The 21333-nt window shown below is 69.9% G+C and carries 25 protein-coding genes; 10 read left to right on the top strand and 15 right to left on the bottom strand.

Translation table 11 applies throughout. From position 1 onward, the window contains the following. Window positions 1-3 precede the first annotated feature (3 nt). Together ypfJ and ACQGNW_RS12115 are read left to right on the top strand one after the other, a co-directional pair. On the top strand, window positions 4-900 hold the full coding sequence (gene ypfJ / locus ACQGNW_RS12110) for a KPN_02809 family neutral zinc metallopeptidase (protein WP_426663435.1): 897 nt from the start codon (window positions 4-6) through the stop codon (window positions 898-900). Between the two features lie 139 nt (window positions 901-1039). Continuing rightward, window positions 1040-1426: a YkgJ family cysteine cluster protein gene (locus tag ACQGNW_RS12115; protein WP_426663436.1), complete on the top strand. Its 387-nt coding sequence runs from the start codon at window positions 1040-1042 to the stop codon at window positions 1424-1426. Here ACQGNW_RS12115 and ACQGNW_RS12120 read toward each other — a convergent pair. Together ACQGNW_RS12120 and ACQGNW_RS12125 are read right to left on the bottom strand one after the other, a co-directional pair. After that, on the bottom strand, window positions 1423-2205 hold the full coding sequence (locus ACQGNW_RS12120) for an anti-sigma factor family protein (protein WP_426663438.1): 783 nt from the start codon (window positions 2203-2205) through the stop codon (window positions 1423-1425). The genes ACQGNW_RS12115 and ACQGNW_RS12120 overlap by 4 nt on opposite strands. Next, window positions 2192-2764: a sigma-70 family RNA polymerase sigma factor gene (locus ACQGNW_RS12125; RefSeq protein WP_426663440.1), complete on the bottom strand. Its 573-nt coding sequence runs from the start codon at window positions 2762-2764 to the stop codon at window positions 2192-2194. The genes ACQGNW_RS12120 and ACQGNW_RS12125 overlap by 14 nt, the downstream gene beginning before the upstream one ends. 122 nt (window positions 2765-2886) lie before the next feature. Here ACQGNW_RS12125 and ACQGNW_RS12130 point away from each other — a divergent pair, with 122 nt between their 5' ends. Together ACQGNW_RS12130 and ACQGNW_RS12135 are read left to right on the top strand one after the other, a co-directional pair. Further along, the gene (locus tag ACQGNW_RS12130; RefSeq protein WP_426663441.1) at window positions 2887-3834 is read left to right on the top strand and encodes a metallophosphoesterase family protein; all 948 of its coding nucleotides are present in this window, start codon (window positions 2887-2889) and stop codon (window positions 3832-3834) included. Continuing rightward, entirely contained in the window at window positions 3831-4160 is a 330-nt protein-coding gene (locus ACQGNW_RS12135; RefSeq protein ID WP_426663442.1) for a cupredoxin domain-containing protein, read from the top strand. Before ACQGNW_RS12130 ends, ACQGNW_RS12135 begins: the two co-directional genes overlap by 4 nt. Window positions 4161-4209: 49 nt before the next feature. Here ACQGNW_RS12135 and ACQGNW_RS12140 read toward each other — a convergent pair whose 3' ends face one another. The 3 genes from ACQGNW_RS12140 to ACQGNW_RS12150 all read right to left on the bottom strand — a co-directional run bounded on the left by ACQGNW_RS12140 (window position 4210) and on the right by ACQGNW_RS12150 (window position 7507). Further along, window positions 4210-4656: a hypothetical protein gene (locus ACQGNW_RS12140; protein ID WP_426663444.1), complete on the bottom strand. Its 447-nt coding sequence runs from the start codon at window positions 4654-4656 to the stop codon at window positions 4210-4212. A gap of 66 nt (window positions 4657-4722) precedes the next feature. Beyond that, window positions 4723-5523 (bottom strand): dioxygenase family protein, encoded by an 801-nt coding sequence (locus ACQGNW_RS12145; protein ID WP_426663446.1) that lies wholly within the window; start codon window positions 5521-5523, stop codon window positions 4723-4725. 133 nt (window positions 5524-5656) lie between these two features. After that, window positions 5657-7507 carry a DEAD/DEAH box helicase gene (locus tag ACQGNW_RS12150; protein ID WP_426663447.1) on the bottom strand — a complete coding sequence of 617 codons (1851 nt, stop codon included), beginning with the start codon at window positions 7505-7507 and terminating at the stop codon, window positions 5657-5659. A gap of 87 nt (window positions 7508-7594) precedes the next feature. Here ACQGNW_RS12150 and ACQGNW_RS12155 point away from each other — a divergent pair, with 87 nt between their 5' ends. Next, window positions 7595-8344 carry an SDR family NAD(P)-dependent oxidoreductase gene (locus ACQGNW_RS12155; RefSeq protein WP_426663449.1) on the top strand — a complete coding sequence of 250 codons (750 nt, stop codon included), beginning with the start codon at window positions 7595-7597 and terminating at the stop codon, window positions 8342-8344. Between the two features lies 1 nt (window position 8345). Continuing rightward, complete coding sequence (locus ACQGNW_RS12160; protein ID WP_426663451.1) at window positions 8346-8900, top strand: GNAT family N-acetyltransferase; 555 nt, start codon at window positions 8346-8348, stop codon at window positions 8898-8900. Between the two features lie 10 nt (window positions 8901-8910). Here the strand turns inward: ACQGNW_RS12160 and ACQGNW_RS12165 are convergent, their stop codons facing one another. Together ACQGNW_RS12165 and ACQGNW_RS12170 are read right to left on the bottom strand one after the other, a co-directional pair. Further along, window positions 8911-10257, bottom strand: coding sequence for a DEAD/DEAH box helicase (locus ACQGNW_RS12165; RefSeq protein ID WP_426663453.1), 1347 nt, complete (start codon window positions 10255-10257; stop codon window positions 8911-8913). A gap of 148 nt (window positions 10258-10405) precedes the next feature. Further along, window positions 10406-11092 carry a class I SAM-dependent methyltransferase gene (locus ACQGNW_RS12170; RefSeq protein WP_426663454.1) on the bottom strand — a complete coding sequence of 229 codons (687 nt, stop codon included), beginning with the start codon at window positions 11090-11092 and terminating at the stop codon, window positions 10406-10408. 83 nt (window positions 11093-11175) lie between these two features. On the opposite strand from ACQGNW_RS12170, the gene ACQGNW_RS12175 reads away from it, so the two are divergent. Continuing rightward, window positions 11176-12408: an MFS transporter gene (locus ACQGNW_RS12175; RefSeq protein WP_426663455.1), complete on the top strand. Its 1233-nt coding sequence runs from the start codon at window positions 11176-11178 to the stop codon at window positions 12406-12408. Between the two features lie 38 nt (window positions 12409-12446). After that, on the top strand, window positions 12447-12932 hold the full coding sequence (locus ACQGNW_RS12180; protein WP_426663456.1) for an FKBP-type peptidyl-prolyl cis-trans isomerase: 486 nt from the start codon (window positions 12447-12449) through the stop codon (window positions 12930-12932). Window positions 12933-13504: 572 nt separating this feature from the next. On the opposite strand, the gene ACQGNW_RS12185 is transcribed toward ACQGNW_RS12180, so the two are convergent. From ACQGNW_RS12185 to ACQGNW_RS12210, 6 genes are all read right to left on the bottom strand, one after another. Then, entirely contained in the window at window positions 13505-13933 is a 429-nt protein-coding gene (locus tag ACQGNW_RS12185) for an organic hydroperoxide resistance protein (protein WP_426663457.1), read from the bottom strand. 4 nt (window positions 13934-13937) lie between these two features. Further along, window positions 13938-14396: a MarR family winged helix-turn-helix transcriptional regulator gene (locus ACQGNW_RS12190; RefSeq protein ID WP_426663458.1), complete on the bottom strand. Its 459-nt coding sequence runs from the start codon at window positions 14394-14396 to the stop codon at window positions 13938-13940. A gap of 155 nt (window positions 14397-14551) precedes the next feature. Then, complete coding sequence (locus tag ACQGNW_RS12195) at window positions 14552-15106, bottom strand: C40 family peptidase (RefSeq protein WP_426663459.1); 555 nt, start codon at window positions 15104-15106, stop codon at window positions 14552-14554. A gap of 57 nt (window positions 15107-15163) precedes the next feature. After that, window positions 15164-16399, bottom strand: a complete 1236-nt coding sequence (locus ACQGNW_RS12200) for a M56 family metallopeptidase (protein ID WP_426663460.1) — start codon at window positions 16397-16399, stop codon at window positions 15164-15166. A 1-nt stretch (window position 16400) separates the two neighbouring features. After that, on the bottom strand, window positions 16401-16787 hold the full coding sequence (locus ACQGNW_RS12205) for a BlaI/MecI/CopY family transcriptional regulator (protein ID WP_426663461.1): 387 nt from the start codon (window positions 16785-16787) through the stop codon (window positions 16401-16403). 71 nt (window positions 16788-16858) lie between these two features. Further along, window positions 16859-18190 carry a hypothetical protein gene (locus tag ACQGNW_RS12210; protein WP_426663462.1) on the bottom strand — a complete coding sequence of 444 codons (1332 nt, stop codon included), beginning with the start codon at window positions 18188-18190 and terminating at the stop codon, window positions 16859-16861. Between the two features lie 90 nt (window positions 18191-18280). Here ACQGNW_RS12210 and ACQGNW_RS12215 point away from each other — a divergent pair, with 90 nt between their 5' ends. Next, on the top strand, window positions 18281-19540 hold the full coding sequence (locus tag ACQGNW_RS12215; protein ID WP_426663463.1) for an NAD(P)/FAD-dependent oxidoreductase: 1260 nt from the start codon (window positions 18281-18283) through the stop codon (window positions 19538-19540). A 291-nt stretch (window positions 19541-19831) separates the two neighbouring features. Beyond that, window positions 19832-20104, top strand: coding sequence for a hypothetical protein (locus ACQGNW_RS12220; protein WP_426663464.1), 273 nt, complete (start codon window positions 19832-19834; stop codon window positions 20102-20104). Window positions 20105-20231: 127 nt separating this feature from the next. Here ACQGNW_RS12220 and ACQGNW_RS12225 read toward each other — a convergent pair whose 3' ends face one another. Together ACQGNW_RS12225 and can are read right to left on the bottom strand one after the other, a co-directional pair. Further along, window positions 20232-20663: a RidA family protein gene (locus ACQGNW_RS12225; protein WP_426663465.1), complete on the bottom strand. Its 432-nt coding sequence runs from the start codon at window positions 20661-20663 to the stop codon at window positions 20232-20234. Next, complete coding sequence (gene can, locus ACQGNW_RS12230; protein ID WP_426663466.1) at window positions 20660-21325, bottom strand: carbonate dehydratase; 666 nt, start codon at window positions 21323-21325, stop codon at window positions 20660-20662. Before can ends, ACQGNW_RS12225 begins: the two co-directional genes overlap by 4 nt. Between the last annotated feature and the right edge of the window lie 8 nt (window positions 21326-21333).

The following is a 21333-nucleotide window of genomic DNA, read 5'->3' on the forward strand; positions in this document are numbered from 1 at the left end:
GGCATGGACTGGCAGAAGGGCGAGACCAGCAGCAATGTCGAGGTCGACGACAGCGGTGGCGGCGGCCCGCGCTTCGGCGGCGGCCGCGGGCTGGGGCTGGGTGGCATCCTGATCCTGGCGATCCTCGGCTGGGTGTTCTTCAGGAACCCGCTGGCGCTGCTGCAGGGCGGCCAGCCGGACGGTTCCGTACCCGCCACGACCGGCCAGCCGGCCCAGGTCGATCCGCAGCAGAAGCTGTTCGTGGCGAAGATCCTCGGTTCCACCGAGAAGACCTGGGGAGACCTCTTCGCCGCGGCGGGGCGCGACTACACCGATCCGACGCTGGAGCTGTTCAGCGGCGGCGTGAACACCGCCTGCGGCGCAGCCTCCACCGCGGTGGGCCCGTTCTATTGCCCGGGCGACCGGAAGATCTACCTGGACCTGGACTTCTTCCGCGAGCTGCAGGACCGTTTCCATGCCAACGGCGACTTCGCCCGCGCGTACGTGATCGCGCACGAGGTGGGCCATCACGTGCAGAACGAACTGGGCGTGTTCGGCAGGGTGCGCCAGCTTGAGCGCCAGGGCGTGCCGATGGACGGCGCCGACGGTCTTTCGGTGCGCCAGGAGCTGCAGGCCGACTGCTTTGCCGGTGTGTGGGCCAACCGCACCGAGCAGCGCCTGCAGTGGCTGCAGCCGGGCGACGTGGAGTCCGCGCTCAACGCGGCCAGCCAGATCGGCGACGACACGCTGCAGCGCGAGACACGTGGCACCGTGGTGCCCGATTCCTTCACCCACGGCACCTCGGCGCAGCGGGTGAAATGGTTCAAGGCCGGCATGGCCAGCGGCGACATCCGCAGCTGCAATACCTTCGCTGGCGAGCCCCGAGGCCGCGGCACCGCTCCGGGCGCAGCCATCCCCTGAGGTTGCTCCCCCGCACCCGTCTCTTGCGGCCTCGGCCCGGGGTGAACGACGCGGTGCCCGGGGGGCCTCTTCCGCGCCTTGGCGGCCGGCTCTAGAATCCGTCCGCCGCGCGCCTCGGGGTGCGCTTGTCCCGGCCTGCATGAGCCACCCCTGCCTGAGTTGCGGCGCCTGCTGCGCCCATTTCCGCATCGCCTTCCACTGGTCCGAAACCGATCCGTCGCTGGGCGGCACGGTGCCCGTCGCACTCACCGAGAAGCTCGATCCGCACCGCGTGGTGATGCGCGGCACGCAGTCGAAGACGCCGCGCTGCGTGGCGCTGGCGGGTGAGATCGGCGTGGCCGCGCACTGCGGCATCCACCCGATCAAGCCCTCGGTGTGCCGCGAGGTGGAGCCGTCCTGGGAATTCGGCCGGCACAGCCCGCAGTGCGACAAGGGGCGCATCGCCCACGGGTTGCAGCCGCTGACGCCGGAAGACTGGATCGATTCCGCGGGCTCGAACCCTCCGCCGCTGCCCGGGAGCGCCTAGCGCGCGTCGCCGCCGCCGGGGGCCTGGCGCAGTTCCTGCGCGAATTCGCGCAAGGCGGCGGGGTCGACGTCGGACACGGCGACGTAATGCATGCCGTCGCGGGTCCAGCGCAGCACGGTGTAGCCGTGGTGGCGCGATTCGCGCTGGGTGGTGCTGGCCTCCGCCGAGGCGGCGGGCCATTCGTACACGCTGATGATGTGCAGGTGGCGGCGGTACACCAGCGCCGCCACGCTGTGGCCGTCCAGTGCGTCCAGGCGGCCGCCTACCAGCGGGAAGCCCGCACCGGCCAGGTCCACCACCCGCGGCGAGAAATCCAGCTTGCCGTCGAACCACGGCTTCACCGTGTGCTGGTCGGTCGACACCACGTCCACCAGGTGCTGCGGCTGCAGCGCGCGCAGGTGGCTGGACACCGCCTCGTCGACCAGCGCTTCGCCGGCTGCATTGCGTTGCTGCATGGCGAAGTGCAGCGGCGTGGCCAGCAGCAGCGCGCCGGCGAAGCCCGCCGCCAGCGCCCAGGCGACGGGAGCGCGCCGCGGGCGCGCGACGGTTGCCGGCGGGGCGGCGTCGTGCCGCGGCGTCCAGCGCTCGCGCAGCGCCGCCGGCGCGCGTCGGTACAGTTCCGGTTGCGCCAGCGCCCGGTGCAGCCGTTCGTGTTCGCGCACGCGGGTGGCGCAGGCCGCGCAATCCTGCAGATGGCTGGCCATCGCCGCACTCTGCGCGACGTCGAGTTCGTCGTCGATATAGGCGTGCAGCAGCAGTCGGGCGTCAGCGCAGATCATGGCGGCGCGCCTCCCCGGCGTGATGGGACAGTTCGAGTTTCAGCCGCTCGCGGGCGCGGGCGAGCCGCGACATCACGGTGCCGATCTTCTGGCCGGTGATGGCGGCGATTTCCTTGTAGGAGCATTCCTCCAGCTCGCGCAGCACGATCGCTTCGCGCCATGGCGGGGGCAGCCGCTCCAGCGCCCGCCGCAGCGAGCCGACGTCGACCGCAAGCAGGGTGAGCGCCTCCGGCGAGGCCTGCTCGTCGACGAGCGGATGCGCGTCCTCGTCCAGCGGTTCGAGCAGGTGCTCGGGCGGCGTCTTCGCGCGCAGCGTGAAGTAGGTGTTGCGCACGATGGCGAGCAGCCACACGCGCGCGTCGCCGCCGCGGAAGCTGTCGAAGTAGCGCAGCGCGCGCAGCATTGCCTCCTGCACCACGTCCTGCGCGTCGGCATCGTCGCGGGCGAGCCAGCGCGCGAGGTTCCATGCCGCGTCCAGCCATGGCAACACCACGGCTTCGAAGCGTGCGCCGATGACGGGCGGCGGCGATGGGGATGCGGCTGGCGCTTCGCTGGGCATGGATGGGATTACCGCGCTGGCGGCGACTTTATTCCCGGCGCGAAGAAACCGGAATAGGCCGCCGGGGCGCCCGGTAATGCATGGCGAAGGGCGCCTTCCGCGCCCGCACGGAGCGAACGAGCATGTCAGACCCGCACGACAACAAGAACCCGGATCGCCGCGAATTCCTGAAATGCATGGCCTGGGCCGGCGCCGGCACCCTGCTGATGATGAAAGGCGGCGTGCTGCAGGCGCGTACCCTGGGTGCCGACGCGGGCATCGAGGCGAAGGACGCCACCTTCAGCTTCGCCCAGGTCAGCGATTCGCATATCGGCTTCCACCTGGCGCCGAACCCGGACCCGGCCGCGACGCTGCGCGCCGCGCTGGCCCAGGTCGACGCGCTGCCGGTGCGCCCGGATTTCCTGCTGCATACCGGCGACCTCACCCACCTGTCGCGCGCGGACCAGTTCGCCACCGTGGAGGGGATCATGCAGGAATCGCGCGCCGGCAAGGGCAAGGTGTTCTATGTACCGGGCGAGCACGACGTGATCGGCGACAACGGCGCGGAGTTCTTCCGCCGCTTCGGCGAGAAGCAGCAGCCTGGCGGCTGGTACAGCTTCGACCACCACGGCGTGCACTTCGTGGGCCTGGTCAACGTGCTGAACCTCAAGGCCGGCGGACTGGGCTGGCTGGGCGCCGAGCAGCTCGCGTGGCTGAAGAAGGATCTGGCGCCGCTGTCCGCCGAGACGCCGGTGCTGGTGTTCGCGCACATGCCGATGTGGTCGCTGTATCCGGCCTGGGGCTGGGGGACCGACGACAGCCTGGCGGCGATGGGCTACCTGCGCCGTTTCGGCTCGGTCAGCGTGCTCAACGGCCACATCCACCAGATCCAGCAGAAGGTGGAAGGCAACATCACGTTCTACACCGCCCGTTCGACGGCCTACCCGCAGCCGCCGCCCGGCGTGGGGCCGGCGCCGGGGCCGCTGCAGGGCGTGACGCCCGACCGGCTGCGCAGCTACCTCGGCATCCGCAGCGTGCGGCACGTGCAGGGCCGGGACGTACTGGCCGTCACCGAGGAGGCAATGGCATGAGGCGCCTCGTCTGCACCACATGCCTGGTGCTGGCCATGGGCGGTTGGGCGACGGCCGCCGTCGCGGCCACGCCGAAATCGAACCAGATCGAGATCCACAACTTCATGTTCATGCCGAAGACGCTGACCGTGCCGGTGGGCGCCAAGGTGACGTGGATCAACCGCGACGAGGAGCCGCATACCGTGGTCAGCGCGAACGGGCAGTTCGCGCCGTCGAAGGCACTGGACAGCAACGACCGCTACGAAGTCAGCTTCGGCAAGCCGGGTACCTACGTGTACTTCTGCACGGTGCATCCGTTCATGACCGGCACCGTCGTCGTGAAGTGACGGAGAATGGGAGTCGCCGTGCGGCTGGCCGCATCCGGCCGCACGGCGATCAGCGCGTCGCGGCGATGAAGCTGTTCGGCGCGTACAGCGTCCAGTCGCAGTCGCGGCCGTCCACCGCCACGCGCGCGACGAAGGCCACGCAGCTGCGATCCGCGCAGGGCGTGTCGGCGCCCATGCCGTGCGCAGTCTGCGCCGGCAGCGCGTAGTCGCGGCTGGTGTCGACTGCGCGGCAGAACTCGGGCGGCCCACCGACGATCCTCGTCACCACGGGGGTGGCGTAATAGCTCCCGCGGTCGGACACCTGCAGCTTGAATTCCTCGCCGGTGCAGGCCCACGCGCCAGGCTTGAAGCGCACGGCGGTGGCCGTTGCCGGCGGCGCGAGCCGGGCTTCCTCGGCCAGCGTGGGCATGGTGGCGTTGCGGCCGTAGTGCCAGAGCAGGAAGCCACCGATCACGACCATGCATCCGAGCAGGCCACCCAGTCTGGTTACCGGCATCGCGTTCTGTCCCTGATCGCGGCAGCGGGGCCGCACCGTGCAAGCTGGCATGTCTGCCGCAGAGGGTCAACCGGCGGCTTGCGCTCCGTCAAATCGGTAGATGTCCATCGCGAGGAAGCCCAGGTCGATGCCGGCGTCGATGCGCTGCGCGCTCGCGCCGTCGCCGGTCGCCCCGAGTGCCACGAACAGCGGCAGCAGGTGCTCGTCGGTGGGGTGGGCGCGCTGGGCGAACGGTGCTTGGCGGCGGTAGTCGAGCAGGGCGTCGACGTCGCGCGCGGCGAGCTTCTGCTCGATCCAGCCGGTGAAGGGGCGCACGTAGGGTGCCTCGCGCTCGCTGCTGTAGCCGGCGCGGAAGTCGTGCAGGTTGTGGGTGATGCTGCCCGAGCCGATCACCAGCACGCCTTCCTCGCGCAGCGGCGCCAGCGCACGGCCCACGGCGTACTGGTGCGCGGGACCAAGCCCGGGCTGGATCGACAGCGGCACCACCGGAATGTCGGCCGCGGGATAGAGCAGGCGCAGCGGCACCCAGACGCCGTGGTCCAGCCCGCGTTGCGGATCGAGCTGCGGCGCGAGGCCGGCCCGGTCCAGCAGGTCAACCACATGTGCGGCGAGCGCCGGTGCACCCGGCGCAGGGTAGCGCAGCCGGTACAGCTCGGGCGGGAAGCCGTGGAAGTCGTGGACGGTTTCCGGTTGCGTCGCGCCGCCCACCAGCGGCGAGTGCGCCAGCCAGTGTGCGCTGGCGATCACGATGCCCGCGGGGCGCGGCAGCGCCTGCGCCAGTTCCGCCAGCCGCGCGCCGGTGGCGCCGGGTTGCAGCGCGGTCATCGGCGAGCCGTGGGAGACATACAGGCTGGGCAGGGCAGGCATGGCGGATCTCCTCGCAGGGGATCGCTGCATGGTGGGGGCTGCCGGCGCATTTGCAGCGGTTGCGTCGGGAACGCTGCGTTGCCGCCCGCGAACGCCGCCCCCTACCGCCAGCGATGGAAAGGGCGGCGGCAGCTTATTTGCGCGGAGGCTTGCCGCCGTGCGCGCGGGGCTTGTGCGGACCGGGCTTGAAGCCGCCCGGCTTGCGGAAACCGCCGGGGCGACGGGCAGGGTGGGAGCCCTGTTCGCCGGTGCTGGTGTCGTCCTTGCCGTCCCACGCGTGGATCTGCAGCTGCTGGCGCGCCACCCAGACCTTCTTCAGGTGCTCGAAGATTTCCTTCGGCATGCCTTCGGGCAGGTCGATCAGGCTGTGGTCGCCGCGGATGCTGAGGCGGCCGATGTACTGGCTGTCCAGTCCCGCCTCGTTGGCGATGGCGCCGATGATGTTGCCGGGCTTCACGCCGTGCTCGTGGCCCACCTCGATGCGGTAGGTGATCTTGCCGGCCTCGGTGTGATGCGGACGCGGCGGGTGCCCGGCGGCGCGCGGACGCTCATGATGCTCGCGCCCGGGGCGTTCATGGTGCTGGCCGCGCTCGGGTCTGTCGTGGTGTCCGGTGTGTTCGCCTGGCGCAGGTTCGCGCTTCGGCGGTGGCGTCAGCAGCAACGGACGATCGCCCTGCGCGATGCGCGCCAGCGCGGCGGCGATCTCGATGGCGGGCACGTCGTGCTCCTGCTCGTACTGCTCGATCAGCTGCTGGAACAGCTCCAGCTCGCCGGTCGCGAGGGTGTCGCTGATGCGCTGCTTGAACTTCGCGATGCGCTGGTCGTTTACCGCCTCGACGGTGGGCAGCTTCATCTCGTCGATCTTCTGCCGCGTGGCGCGTTCGATCGCGCGCAGCATGCCCTTCTCGCGCGGCGTGACGAACAGGATCGCCTCGCCGCTGCGCCCCGCGCGGCCGGTGCGACCGATGCGGTGCACGTAGCTCTCGGTGTCGTAGGGGATGTCGTAGTTCAGCACGTGGCTGATGCGCTCCACGTCGAGGCCGCGCGCCGCCACGTCGGTGGCGACCAGGATGTCCAGCTTGCCGTCCTTCAGCTGCTGGATCACGCGCTCGCGCTGCGGCTGGGCGATGTCGCCGTTGATCGCGGCGGCAGCGAGGCCGCGTGCCTGCAGCTTCTCGGCCAGTTCCTCGGTGGCCTGCTTGGTGCGCGCGAACACGATCATCGCGTCGAACGGCTCGGCTTCGAGGATGCGCGTCATCGCGTCCAGCTTGTGCAGGCCGCTGACGAACCAGTAGCGCTGGCGGATGTTCGCCGCGGTGGTGGTGGCCGCCTTGATGGTGACCTCGACCGGTTCCTTCAGGTGCTTCTGCGCGATCTTGCGGATCGGCGCCGGCATGGTGGCCGAGAACAGCGCCACCTGGCGGGTGGGCGGGGTGGCTTCCAGCACCTTCTCCACGTCGTCGATGAAGCCCATGCGCAGCATCTCGTCGGCTTCGTCGAGCACGAGGTACTTCAGTTCGGAGAGGTCGAGCGTGCCCTTGTCCAGGTGATCGATCACGCGGCCGGGCGTGCCGACGATGACCTGCACGCCGCGGCGCAGCGCGTGCAGCTGCGGGCCGTAGCTCTGCCCGCCATAGATCGGCAGCACCTGCAGGCCGGGCAGGTGCGCGGCGTAGCGCTGGAATGCCTCGGCCACCTGGATCGCCAGCTCGCGCGTGGGCGCCAGCACCAGCGCCTGCGGCTTGCCGGGCTTGAGGTCGATGCGCGACAGGATCGGCAGCGCGAACGCGGCGGTCTTGCCGGTGCCGGTCTGCGCCTGGCCCAGCACGTCGCGGCCTTCCAGCAGCGGCGGGATGGTGGCGGCCTGGATCGGCGAGGGCGACTCGTAGCCCACGTCGGCCAGCGCCTGCTGCACCTCGGGCGAAAGCGCAAGCGCGCCGAAGCCGGCGGAAGCCGGGGCGGAGTCGGGGGACGGGGCGGACATGGGGTACCTCGGGGTGGCATGCGCGACGGCATGCGGGAGAATGGCCGGCATTGTACCAGTCCCCACGCCTTCCATCGGGAGAGAAACATGCAGAGCCGTCTGAAAGACCGCATCGCGCTGGTGACCGGCGCTTCCTCCGGCATCGGCGAGGCCACCGCGCTGGAACTGGCGCGGCACGGCGCCAGGGTGGCGATCGCGGCGCGCCGCCGCGACCGGCTGGATGCGCTGGCGAAGGAACTGGGTGAGCTCGGTACCGAGCCGCTGGTGCTGGTGGCCGACCTGGCCGACGAGGCGGACGCGCAGCGCATCGTGCACGAAACCGAGCAGCATTTCGGCCGTCTGGACATCCTCGTCAACAACGCCGGCGTGATGTACCTGGAGCCGATCGCCGAAGCCGACCTCGGTCGCTGGCGGCGCATGCTGGAACTCAACGTGCTTGGCCTGATCGCTTCCACGCAGGCGGCGCTGGCCGGCATGCGCGCGCGACGCGACGGCCACATCGTCAACATCTCCTCCACCGCCGGCCGCATCGCCAACCCGAATGCGGGCGGCTACGCGGCCACCAAGTTCGGCGTGGTGGCGTTCTCCGAGGCGCTGCGTCGCGAGGTGTACAAGGACAACATCCGCGTCAGCGTGATCGAACCGGGCGCAGTGGCGACGGAGTTGCGCGAGCACATCGGCCATGCCGCCACGAAGGACGCGCTCAACGCGTGGGCCGACAGCATGCGCCAGCTGCAGAGCCAGGACGTGGCCGAGGTGATCGCCTTCTGCGTGAGCCGGCCCTCGCACGTCAACATCAACGAAGTGCTGATGCGGCCGACGGACCAGGAGCGCTGAGGTGGGCGTTTCGCCGCGGCTGCACACCGAACGCACCTGCATCCGTCTCGCCGGGGAGGCGGATGCGCCGGCACTGCTGCGCCATCGCGTGGCGAATCGCGCGCACCTGTCGCCGTGGGAGCCGCTGCGCGAGGAGGCGTTCTACACGCTGGAACACTGCCTGCAGTCCATCGCCGAGGTCCGTGAGCATGCCCGGCTCGACCGCGGCTACCCGCTGCTGGTGTTCGACCGCGAAGAGACGGAAATCCTCGCCACCTTCACTCTCGCCAACGTGGTGCGCGGCGCGTTCCAGGCCTGTCACCTCGGCTACGGCGTGGCGGCGCGTGCGCAAGGGCAGGGGATCATGCACGAGGCCCTGCAGGCCGGCCTGGCCTGGGCCTTCGGCGAACTGGGCCTGCACCGCGTGATGGCCAACCACATGCCGCGCAACGAGCGCAGCGCGCGCCTGCTGGCGCGGCTGGGTTTCGAGCGCGAGGGTTACGCGAAGCGCTACCTGCAGATCGCCGGCGTGTGGGAGGACCACGTGCTCACCGCCCGGATCCGGCCGGACGGCTGAGCCGGCGCCATCAGGCGTTCGCGGCGGGACGCGGCCGGCGGCGACGCTTGCGGTTGCCGGCGGCGTGCTCGCCGTTGCCCTGCTTCTGCGCGTGGCCGTGCGGGCGATGCGCCTGCGACGTACCTTGCGGGCGCTGCGGCTGTCCGCCTTGCCCACGCTGCGGCGCGCGCAGCTGGCGCTGGCCCTGCTTCGGTCGGGGCGCGCCGGCGTCCAGCCGCAGCGGAGTGGCGGGTTCGAAGCCGGGCATGACGGAGATCGCGATCTCGTCCTTGAGCAGCCTGCGGATGTCGCGCAGCAGGCCGGATTCGTCGTGGCTCACCAGCGACACCGCCATGCCTTCGCTGCCGGCACGGCCGGTGCGGCCGATGCGGTGCACGTAGTCTTCGGCCACCATAGGCAGGTCGTAGTTGATCACCATCGGCAACTGGTCGATGTCGATGCCGCGTGCGGCGATGTCGGTGGCCACCAGCACGGTGATGCGGCCGCTCTTGAAGTCGCCCAGGGCTTTCGTCCGGTTGTTCTGGCTCTTGTTGCCGTGGATCGCCGACGCGCGCAGGCCGGCGTGCTCCAGGTACTTCACCAGCTTGTCGGCGCCGTGCTTGGTACGGCTGAAGACCAGGGTCTGGCGGCGGCTGTCCTGCGCCAGCACGTGCAGCAGCAGCTCGCGCTTGCGCTCGGCATCCACCGGGTGCACATGGTGGCTCACCGTGGCGGCCACGGTGTTTGGCGGCGTCACCGTGACCTCGCGGGGGGCGTGCATGAACTGCAGCGCCAGCGCCTTGATCTCGGGGGCGAAGGTGGCGGAGAACAGCAGGGTCTGGCGCTGCTTCGGCAGCGCGCCGAGGATGCGCTTCAGCGCGGGCAGGAAGCCCATGTCGAGCATGCGGTCGGCCTCGTCCAGCACCAGCGTCTCGACGCCGGACAGGTCGATCGTGCGCTGCTGCATGTGGTCGATCAGGCGGCCCGGCGTGGCGATCACGATGTCCACGCCGCGGCGCAGCGCGTTGATCTGCGGGCCCATGCCGACACCGCCGAAGACGGTAGCGGCGCTGATGCGCAGGTGCTTGCCGTAGGCCTGCACGTTGTCGAGGATCTGCGCGGCCAGTTCGCGGGTGGGCGTGAGCACCAGCGCGCGCGGGCGGTGCGTCATGGTCGGGCCGGCGCCGGCCAGCTTGTGCAGCAGCGGCAGCGCGAACGCGGCGGTCTTGCCCGTGCCGGTCTGCGCCGCGGCGAGCAGGTCGTGGCCGGCCAGCACCAGCGGGATCGCGCCGGCCTGCACGGGGGTGGGTTCGGCGTAGCCCTGTTCGGCGAGCGCACGCAGCAACGCGGGCGCGAGGCCCAGCGATTCGAAAGACATGAAAAGACTCCTGTGCAACCCGGAGTCGTCGATGCGGACCGTGTTGCGATCTTGGGGAAAGGGAGGCGGCAAAGCCACCAACGGCGGAGGGCCGTTCCGGCATTGTAGCCGATGGCCGCGCCGCTGTCTGGCGGCGGCGCGCTGCGGTTCAGGAGGGATGCCGCGCCACGATCAGGTAGCTGTTGAACGGCGTGTGGCCGTACAGCGGCTGCACCGTCACCGTCAGGCCCAGCGCGGCGAGTGGTGCGCGGATCTCGTTTGCGTCGGGGTAGTGCTGGGCGCCCACGCGCATCTGGCCGCTGACGCGCAGGAACCATTCCTCGGCCCGGGTGGCATGGAAACGCCAGTTCGCCTCGCGCAGCACGTTGCGGATCAGCAGCAGACCATCGGGCGCGAGCCGCGTGGCTGCTTCGTGCAGCAGCGCGGCCTGCCGCGGCGCGGGCAGGTAGTGCAGCATGTCCAGCAGCGCCACGTGGCCCTGGAATGCCGGCAATTGCGCCGCGTCGCCGCAGCGCAACTCCAGCGGCGGCGACAGCCTGGCACCGGCGGCGCGGCCGGCCGCGACGCGGCGATCATGGAAATCGACGCCGAGGTAGCCATGCAGCAGGCCGCATTCGTGCAGATACTGGCCGAGCAGCCCCAGGCCGCAGCCGATGTCGAGCAGCGGCCGCGGTGGTGCGGCCGCGAGCATCCCGGCCACGGCGGCATAGACCGGGTCGCCGGCCAGCTTGCCCTGCGCGTAGCCGCGGTAGAAGCGACCCGCGTAGCGTCGCGCGATGGCGCGGCGGGCGACGCGGTCGAGCAGCAGCGGGTCGGTGGCTTCGCGAGCGAGCATGTGGCGATGGTGCCGGCTGCCTGCGGTGGGGGCAAGCGTGGCGCCATGCTAGCCTGCGCCGTCGCCCCGCGGAATGCCGAGCCATGTCGCTACTGTCGTCCCTGCGCGAGCTGAACCACGAGCAGCGCCACACCGTGCTGGCCAGCTTCCTCGGCTGGACGCTGGATGCGTTCGACTACTTCCTGCTCACCTTCGTGATCGTGGCCATCGCCAGGGAGTTCGACGTCGGCAACACCGAGGTCACCTTCGCGCTGTTCCTCACCCTGGCGGCGCGGCCGCTGGGCGCGCTGGTCTTCGGGCGACTGGCAGACCGCTACGGGCGGCGACCGATCCTGATGCTGGACGTGGTGCTGTTCTCGCTGTTCGAGCTGGCCACCGCGTTCTCGACTTCACTGGCGATGCTGCTGGTGCTGCGCTTCCTGTTCGGCGTGGCGATGGGCGGCGAGTGGGGCATCGGTGCCTCGCTGGCGATGGAGTCGATTCCGCCGAAGTCGCGCGGCGCGGTTTCGGGCCTGCTGCAGAGCGGCTACCCCTGCGGCTTCTTCCTCGCCGCGCTGGTGAACTGGCTGCTGGTGGACGCGATCGGCTGGCGCGGCCTGTTCGTGGTGGGTGCGCTGCCGGCGCTGCTGGTGCTGTACATCCGGCGCAAGGTGCCGGAGTCGCCGGTGTGGCGGGCGGGGCGGCACGCGGGCGGCAAGACCGGCATGCGCGAGGCGATGCGCGGGCACTGGAAGCTGTTCGCCTACATGATCGTGCTGATGGCCGCGTTCAACGCCTTCAGCCACGGCTCGCAGGACATGTACCACACCTTCGAGGAAGTGGACCTGCACCTGCCCTCCGGTTCGGGCGCGGCCTTCCTGCTGGTGGCGCTGCTGAACCTCGGCGCGCTGGCGGGCGGCCTGTTCTTCGGCGCGTGGTCGGAACGTGCCGGCCGTCGCCGGGCGATGATCGCGGCGGCGCTGCTGGCGATTCCGGTGATTCCGCTGTGGACGCATGGCGGCTCGCTGCTGTTGCTCGGCCTCGGCGCCTTCCTGATCCAGGTGATGGTGCAGGGGGCCTGGGGCGTGGTGCCCAGCCACCTCAACGAGCTCTCGCCGGCTGCCGTGCGCGGCACCCTGCCTGGCTTCGCCTACCAGCTGGGCAACCTGCTCGCCGCCGGCACCGCCACCGCGCAGACCTGGCTGGCGCACCGGCATGGCGACGATCTCGCCTGGGCGATGTCGCTGTGGATCGCGGTGGTGGCCATGCTGCTTGCCGCGCTGGTGTGGCTGGGGCCGGAGGCGCGCGGAGTGGACTTCGGCGACCGCGCGTCCTGATAGAATCACGCCCTTTGCATCATCACGAGAGACAGGCAATGAAGGCTGGCAAGGACAAAGTCGTCGCGCTGCACTACACGCTCACGGTGGACGGCGCGAAGGTGGAGAGCTCGCACGACAACGGCGAGCCGCTGTGGATCCTGCTGGGCCATGGCCAGCTGATTCCGGGGCTGGAGAAGGCGCTGGAAGACCACGCTGCCGGTGACAGCGTCAAGGCGACGATCGCCCCGGCCGACGGCTACGGCGAGCGCCAGGAAGGCCAGATCCAGCGCGTGCCGAAGAAGTACTTCCAGAACGCCAGACACCTCAAGCCCGGCATGACCACCGTGCTGGCGCTGAAGGAAGGCGGCCAGCGAGCGGTGACCGTGCACAAGGTGGGCATGAGCGCGATCGACGTGGACCTCAACCACCCGATGGCCGGCAAGACCCTGGACTTCGACGTGGCGATCCAGGAAGTGCGCGATGCCACCGAGGAAGAGCTCAAGCACGGCCACGCGCATCCACCGGGCGCCGAGGCGCACTGATGCCTGTCTTGCCCCGCTCTCGTTGAGGGGAGTGGGGCAGATGGCCTGATGCTGGTCCGGCTTCGGGCGGCCCATCGCGATGACGTTGCGGTTCGGCCGTGGTTCCGGTCGCTCGATGTTTTTTGTGGCAGCACCCGGTGCGCGGCCGTCGTTCGCTTCGCTCTCCAGCTGTCGTGCGTTCGCCGGGTGGCTGCCTGCGACCGAAGGGCCTTCCATGGGACGCCGTGGGGTGTCGACGTGCTGCCGGAGCTGCTTTTCTCTGGCAGCTGCCGAAGAAGAGCAACTCAAAGAAGACGGCCTGAAGTGCGCGCAGCGGTCCGAAGGATCCAGGACCGGGAATCGCCGCGATTGCATGCGGGGAGTCCATTCCCGCGCTCGTGGATGGCGGCCACGCCGCACCCCGTCGCGGCGGAGACGACCGAGGCCGCTTCGCTGGTCGCCCCGGTCCATCGCTTCACCCGCTCCTGTCCTGGAGAGGGCCGACGTGAGGGATAGGCGCCCGCGCCGAGCCTCTCCTGCCCGAACGACAACGACGCCTTCCGGCGCCGTTGTCGTTCCCGCCCTGCCATAGCTCAAACCAGCGTGATCTGCACGTCCACGTTGCCGCGCGTCGCATGCGAGTACGGGCAGATGTCGCGATGCGCGGTGTCCGCCAGTTCCTGGGCCACGGCGCGGTCGATGCCCGGCAGGCTGACGTCCAGCTTCACCGCAATGCCGAAACCCGTCGGCTCGCGCGGGCCGATGCCCACGTGCGCGGTCACCGAGGCTTCCTTCAGCGCCACGTTCTTCTGGCGGGCCACGAAGCGCACCGCGCCCTCGAAGCAGGCCGCGTAGCCGGCGGCGAACAGTTGTTCCGGGTTGCTGCCGGCGCCGCCCGGGCCACCCAGGCCCTTGGGCACGACCAGTTGCAGGTCGAGCACGCCGTCGTCGCTCCTGGCGTGGCCTTCGCGGCCGCCGGTCACGGTGGCGTTCGCGGTGTAGAGAATCTTGCTGATGTTCATGGTGTCAGTCCTCGGTGGGGATGGGGTGGAGTTGCCGGGTGAGTCGCTTCAGTTCATCGCGCAGCGTCTGCATCTGCTCCAGGGAGAGCTGCAGGCGCTGGGCCATGCATTCGGGTACGTCGCTGGCCTGCTTGCGCAGGGCGAGGCCGGCGTCGGTGAGGCGGATATCCACCTCGCGTTCGTCTTCCGTGCGGCGCCGGCGATCAACCAGGCCTGCCGCCTGCAACCGCTTCAGCAGGGGCGTCAGCGTCCCTGAATCCAATTGCAGTCGTCGGCCCAGTTCACGCACGGTCAGTCCGTCCTTTTCCCACAGCACCAGCATCACCAGGTACTGCGGGTAGGTGAGCCCCAGCGGTTCCAGCAGCGGCCGGTAGAGGCCGATGACCGAGCGGGAGGCCGCGTAGAGCGCAAAGCAGAACTGCTGGTCCAGAAGCAGGCGGTCGGGGGAAGGGGGGCGTTTCATCGGGTGTACCTTAAGCGCAAAATTAAATTGTGTACAATTTAAATTTTCAATCGAAGTGATAGGCAGGGCCTTGCCGGGCACCGGAGGAGCGGGCCAAGGCGTCCCGGCTCGTGCCGCGACAGGCGGGCCCGCGCTTCGCCAGGCCGCCCGGGAGGTCAGTCCAGCACCCTTCTCCCGTAAGCGAAGTGATCGCGCCAGTACGGCCCGTCGATGTCGTCCAGCCGCACCGTGCCGCCGGTATTCGGCGCATGCACGAAGCGGCCCTTGCCCACGTAGACGCCCACGTGGCTGATGTGGCCGCCGATGTCGAAGAACACCAGGTCGCCGCTGACCAGCTGGGTCATGCGTTTCACCTTGCGCGCGTCCATGTCCGCCATTTCGCCGGAGGTGCGCGGCAGTTCGAGGCCGGTGGCATGGCGGTAGATGTAGTCGACCAGGCCGCTGCAGTCGAAACCGCCGGCAGGGCTGTTGCCGCCCCAGCGGTAGGGCGTGCCGACCAGGGCCATCGCGCGGAACAGCACGTCGTTGGCGGCGGCGATCTCGCCGTCGGGGCCGCGGGCGGGTTCGTTGGCGAGCGTGGATGGGGCGGTGCCGCCGCGGCGGGGAGCGCCGGCACAGGCGGCGAGCAGGGCGATCGCGGCTGCCAGCAGCGCCAGCCGTGCGGTGCGTGCAGGCGTCGTGGCGGATCGGGCAGCAGGCGAGGGATACACGAGATAACCTCGGCGTGAGACGCACCGAGGTTATCAACTCAATAATTCACATGCAAATCAAATGGCTTTCGTCTGTTTCGAATTTTGTTTCTCAACTTTGATCCCGTCGGGCAGCGGTGTCAGGCTGAACGATACCGGCACGCGGGCATAAGCCGCGACGGGTTTGCCGTTCCTCAGGGCCGGACGGAAGCGCCACTGCATGGCGGCCGCGCGGGCGGATTCCACCAGGTCCGCGGTGGCCCGGGTCGCCGGATCGACATCGATCCGGTGCGGCTTGCCGTCCGTGCCGACCAGCACTTTCAGGATCACCGTGCCCTGTTCCTTGTTCCTGATCGCCGTCGCGGGATAGTGCGGCTCGATGCGTGCATCGAAGGAGAAGTCCTGGCTGGCCTTGCGGCTGCTGGTTGCCGCTTGCGCCAGGAACACGCTGCCGGCCATCAGCACGGCAAGCGCGGCATAGCCCGAACGGCGGCGCAGGGCGCCGGGACGACGACGCTGGATCATGGTGAGTCGCTCCTTGAGTTGGGGCTCGGCGAGCCAGGGGATCAACGCCGGCGCCGGGGACAGGCCGACACTGTGCAGCAGGGTGTGGGCGTAGCCCGCCTCGTCGCGCGGCGCATGACGCAGCACGTGTTCGCCGCAGGCCAGTTCCTGGTCGAGCCGGAAGCGTGGCCGGGCCAGCCAGGCCAGCGGATGGAACCACAGCAGCGCGAACGCCAGTTCGGCGAGCAGGCTCCACAGCGCGTCGCCGCGGCGCAGGTGGGTGAGTTCGTGGCGCAGCACGTGGCGCCGCTCGGCGGCCTCGAAGCGTTCGAGGAAATCCGCCGGCAGCAGCACCAGGCTGCGCGGCGCCCACAGCACGGCGGGTCCGGCCGGATGCTGGCGCAGCCGGCGCGGATCGAGGCCGGGGAGTTCCTGCCGCAAGCGGGCGACCAGCGTCTCCGGCAACGGACGCGCCTGCCGGCGCAGGCACAGATACTGCGCAGCCAGCCGCAGCAGCATCGCCGCGGAGCCGGCCAGCCAGAGCCAGCGCCACCATGGCGTGTCCGCGGCGGCGTGGCTGCCTGCGCTGCCGACGGCGATGGCGTCCGGCAGCACCCTGAGGGCGGGCAGCATGGCCCAGCGCGCGGGCAGGCCCGGCAGCCACGGCAGCGCCATCGCCAGCACGGGTAGCACCCACAGGCCGAAGGCGGGGGTGGCGCCGAAGATTCGCCGCGCGGGTTGGCGCACCAGCAACACGAGGATCAATGCCGCGGTGGCGAGCAGCAGGCTGCGCGACAGGATCGCGTCCATATCAGCGCTCCTTCTTCTCGATCGCGTCGAGCAGCTTGCGCAGTTCGGCGACGTCCTTCGCGCCGAGCTTCTCGTGCTCGCTGAAATGCGCCAGCAGCGGGCCGAGCCGGCCGCCGAACACGCGGTCGAGCAGGCTGCGGCTTTCCTGCGACCGCCACCGTTCGCGGCTCAGCGCGGGCGAGTACAGGTAGCGGCGGCCGTCCTTCTCGGCGCTCACCGCACCCTTGCCGAGCAGGCGGCCGAGCAGGGTGCGTATGGTCTTCTCGTGCCAGTCGCTGTCCTGCTGCAGCGTCGCGACGATTTCCTCGGAGCTTTGCGGCGCCTTGCGCCACAGCACCTCCATCACGCGGCTTTCGGATTCGCTGATTGCGGGAACGGGATTCGGCATGGCTGCACCTGCAAAGGATTACGCACGTAGTTCTTTCGAAGACTACATCCGTAATCTTTTCGGTGCAAGGGCTAGGGCGGCGCGATCTTGATGTTGCTTTCCGACAGCGTATGGCCGTCGCTGTCGCTGGCGCGCAGCCGATACGCACCCGGGCGCAGATAGAGTTTGGACGTCTCGGTGGGGCCCATGAACGCGTAGCGGTCGGCGGCGATGGCGTCGTCCGGTTCGCCGAGGTACTGCGCATCGACCACACAGGGGACCGTGCCCCTGCACAGCGTCGTATCGATCGAGTAGGGGTATCGCGTGCCGTCCAGCGAGAGCCAGCCCGCCCGCCGCATCTCGTTGTAGGCGAGGACGTGCGGCAGGCCGGCTTGTTCGTAGTCGAGCCTGCCGCCGTATTTGTATTTGCCGAACGCCTCGATGCTGAGCGTGGCCGGCAGGATCACGTTGACGTCGTAGGCCGCCGGCCGTGCGCTCCATGGCTGGCCGGTCTGGCGGTTCAGGAGGATCTCCGGCTTGTCGGACGGGAAGGCATGCGCTAGCCGGTGGTAGGCATCCGAGGCATCCAGGCCGGTTTCGAGGAAGTCGGTCTGGTCGATGGACAGCGGCACCAGCCCCGTGAGCGCTTCCAGCTGCATCGCCATCGGATGCCACTCGCCCAGGCGGCCCGGCGTCTTGTCGATATGCGCGTAGCCGGCGTGCACGAACAGCCGCGCCTCGGGGTCCTTCGCGAACACCTTCCGGTACAAGGTCTCGGCCTGGGCGGTTTCGCGCGCCTGCCCGGTGAGCGCGCTGTCGTAGGGGACGAGGGTGAAGCCCAGCCGGATCGCCTCGCGCAGGATGTCGCCGTACATCGGGTCGCGCAGGTATTCCGTGCCGCTCTTGCGCACCGGATAGCCGCGTTTGGCGAGGCCCGGGTCGTTCTTGCCCAGCGCCTCGGCGGCGAAGTAGGTGAAGCCCAGCGCGCGCAGCCGCGGCAGCAGCTCGAGCGTGAGCTGCCGGGTATGCGCGTCGTGATGCGCCTCGTTGACCATCACGATGCGCCGGTGCGCCGCGAGTGCGGCGATGGCGTCGACGGCATCCGCCGATTTCCACTCCGCCGGCGTCGGCAGCTTGAGGTCGCCGGGCAGTTCGTTCTTCAGCGGGAAGCCGAACACGGCCTGGTCGTAGAGGCCGAGCTCGTTCTGCGAAAAGGCCATGAACTGCAGCGCCAGCAGCTGGTCTGTGCGCGACAGCGTCGGTGTCGTCCGGACGAGGTACTGGTAACGTGCCAGCGTGGTTGGCGTCCGCTCCATCGCCTGCAGCAGCTTCAGCGCGGAGGGGCTGAACGATTGCGCGGCGGCGCTGGCACAAACCAGCAGCGCGGCAACGAAGCCTGCACGAACGGCATGTCTGGCCAGCATGGTTGCCGCCTTGGGGGAGGGCTTTTCGCATGGTGCACGTTGCCTGCGGCCCGCGCATGACGCGACGCAGCAGGCGGCTACAATGGCCGGATGGATACGACCCGTGGGGATGTGCTGATACTCGGCGGCGGGGTGATCGGGCTGTCGTGCGCGTTGTTCCTGCTCAAGCGCGGCGCCACGGTGCGCGTGCTGGAGCAGGGCACGCCCGGCTGCGGCGCGTCGCACGGCAACTGCGGCACGATCACGCCCAGCCATGCCGCGCCGCTGGCGATGCCGGGCACGCTGGGCGTGGCGTTGCGGTCGATGCTGCGCACCGATGCCCCGCTGTACCTCAATCCCCGTTTCGACGGAGCGCGGCTGCGCTGGCTGCTGGGTTTCGCGCGGCACTGCAATTGGGCCGACTTCCACCGCGCCGCCACGGCGCGCTCGGCGATCCTGCAGCATTCGCGCCGGCTGATCGGCGAGCTGGTGCGGAGCGAGCCGCTGGATTGCGAGTTCGCCGCGGAAGGCGAGCTGTACGTGTACCGCAGCGCGCAGGCGATGGCGGCCGACGAGCGGCACCATGCCACCGTGCTCGACCGCCTCGGCGTCGAGGTGCGGCGCCTGCGCGGCGACGCGGTGGAGGCGATGGAGCCGGCGCTGAAGCCGGGCGTGGCGGGCGGCCTGTTCCATCCCGGCGATGCGCGGCTGCGGCCGGACCGCTACGTCGACGAACTGGTGCGGCGGGTTCGCGAGCTGGGCGGCACGATCGAGAGCGGTACCCGCGTCGAGGGTTTCGATACCGATGGCAGCCGCATCGCGCAGGTGCGTACCACGCACGGCGTGTTCGCGGCCGAGCGCGTGCTGCTGGCGCTGGGAGCGTGGTCACCGCTGCTGGCTCGAGCGCTGGACCTGCGCCTGCCGATGCAGCCGGGCAAGGGGTATTCGATCACCTACACGCGGCCGACGCGGGCACCGCGCCATGCGCTGGTGCTGCGCGAGGCGCAGGTCTGCGTCACCACCTGGGCCAGCGGCTACCGGCTGGGCAGCACGATGGAATTCTCCGGCTATGCCGAAGGCCTCAACCGCGCCCGCCTCGACGCGCTGCGCCGCGGCGCGGCTGCCGGACTGCACGAGCCCGAAGGCCCGCGGCGGCTGGAAGAATGGTGGGGCTGGCGACCGATGAGCGTGGACGAGGTGCCGATCATCGGCCCCAGCACGCGCTGGTCCAACCTGCATCTGGCCACCGCGCACGGCATGCTGGGCATGAGCATGTCGGCCGCCACCGGCGAACTGGTCGCTGACCAGTTGTGCGGCGGCGTGCCGGGGCTCGATCCGCGGCCTTACGCGCCGGCACGTTTCGGGCTCTGAGGGCGTTGTTGCGGATCGGTGTGCGGCGGGCGCCGGCTTTCTTCCGGCCGTGCGCCGGTGTTGACCGCGGCGTTTCCGGTGGGTGGTCGCGGGTGTCGCGCGGACGGGTTTGTTATGCGCGTCGTCACCAAGCTGAAGCCCGGATATCCGCGGTCGACGCATCCCGGGGAATCCTTGTACCGTTCAGTCTTGGTACGCCTGCGATGCTGCTATCGTGGAGTTGTCGCGCCACCCGCGGTGCCGGGTTCCGGCCGGGTTCGCGATACAACAATTACATCGAGGCGCACCATCATGATCCGTAAGCTTGCCATTGCTTCTCTGCTTGTCGCGGGTGTGGCCCTTTCCGGTTCCGTGCTGGCCCAGCAGGCGGCACCGGCTGCTGCCCCGCAGGCTGCTCCGGCCGCGGCCCCGCAGACCGCGGCTCCCGCCGCCGGGCACGCCATGACTTCCGAACACAAGGTCGCCAGCCACCACAAGGCCCACAAGCACCACAAGCATCACAAGAAGGTTGCCAAGAAGGCCGCCAAGAAGGCCGATGCCGCCCCGGCGGCCGGCGCCGGCTGATCGCCGACGTTCCGGAATCACGAAAACCCGCCGGCGCGCCGGCGGGTTTTTTCGTTGGTGCGGGGATGACCGGCGGGCGCGTTCCGAAATGCGCGGCCGGGCCTGGCGAGCCGTCCGTTCCCTGCGATCAGGGACGATCGCAAGGACGCAGCGCCGCCACGCACTTCAGCTCGATCGCGATCGGCGTGGGCAGGGCGGTGACGCCCAGCGTGGTGCGGCAGGCGTCCACGCCGGCGAAATGCTCGGCATAGAGCTTGTTGTAGATGGCGAAATCGCGCGCCATGTCGGTGAGGAACACGGTGACGTCGACCAGATCTTCCCACCGCGCACCGCTGGCATCCAGCACCGCCCGCACGTTGGCGAACACCTGCCGGCACTGCGCCTCGATGTCGTAGGCGACCAGCTCGCCGTCGGCGTCCAACACGTTGCCGGGGATCGTGTTCGTGCCCGGCTGGCGCGGGCCCACGCCGGAGAGGAACAGCAGGTCGCCCACGCGCCGCGCATGCGGGTAGGCGCCCACCGGCGCCGGCGCCGCGTCGGTGCGCACGATGCCGTTCATGCCGGCATCTTCCAGCGTTCGGCCAGGCCGGCGAGCGCAGCCTGATAGGCGCCCGGCAGCTGCTCGTGGTCGCGCACGTCCAGGCCGAGGTCGTGGATAAGGCCGTTGTCCAGACCGTAGATCCAGGCGTGCACGGCCAGCGGCTGGCCGCGCTCCCACGCCTCGCGCACCACCGTGGTGTGGCACACGTTCACCGCCTGCTCGATCGCGTTCAGTTCGCACAGGCGTGCGTGGCGCACCGCGAACTCGGTGGCGGGATCGAGCTTGTCGGGGTGCTTCATCGCCACGTCGCCGATGTGGCGCAGCCAGTTGTCGATCAGGCCCAGTCGCGACTGCTTCAGCACCGCGCCGACGCCGCCGCAGCCGTAATGGCCCACCACCAGGATGTGCTTCACCTTCAGCACGTCCACCGAGAACTGGATGGTGCTGAGCGCGTTGAGGTCGGTGTGCACCACCACGTTGGCCACGTTGCGGTGGACGAAGATCTCGCCCGGCGGCAGGTCCACGATCTGCGTGGCGGGCACGCGCGAATCCGAGCAGCCGATCCACAGGTATTTCGGCGCCTGCTGCTGCGCCAGCTTCTCGAAGAAGTCCGGCTCCTTGGTGGTGACGTCGGCGGCCCAGCGCCGGTTGTTGGCCAGCAGGTCTTTCAGCGAGTTCATCGGGTTTC

The sequence above is a fragment of the Rhodanobacter aciditrophus genome, from assembly GCF_050026795.1.
In the GTDB taxonomy this organism is placed as follows: Bacteria; Pseudomonadota; Gammaproteobacteria; order Xanthomonadales; family Rhodanobacteraceae; genus Rhodanobacter_A.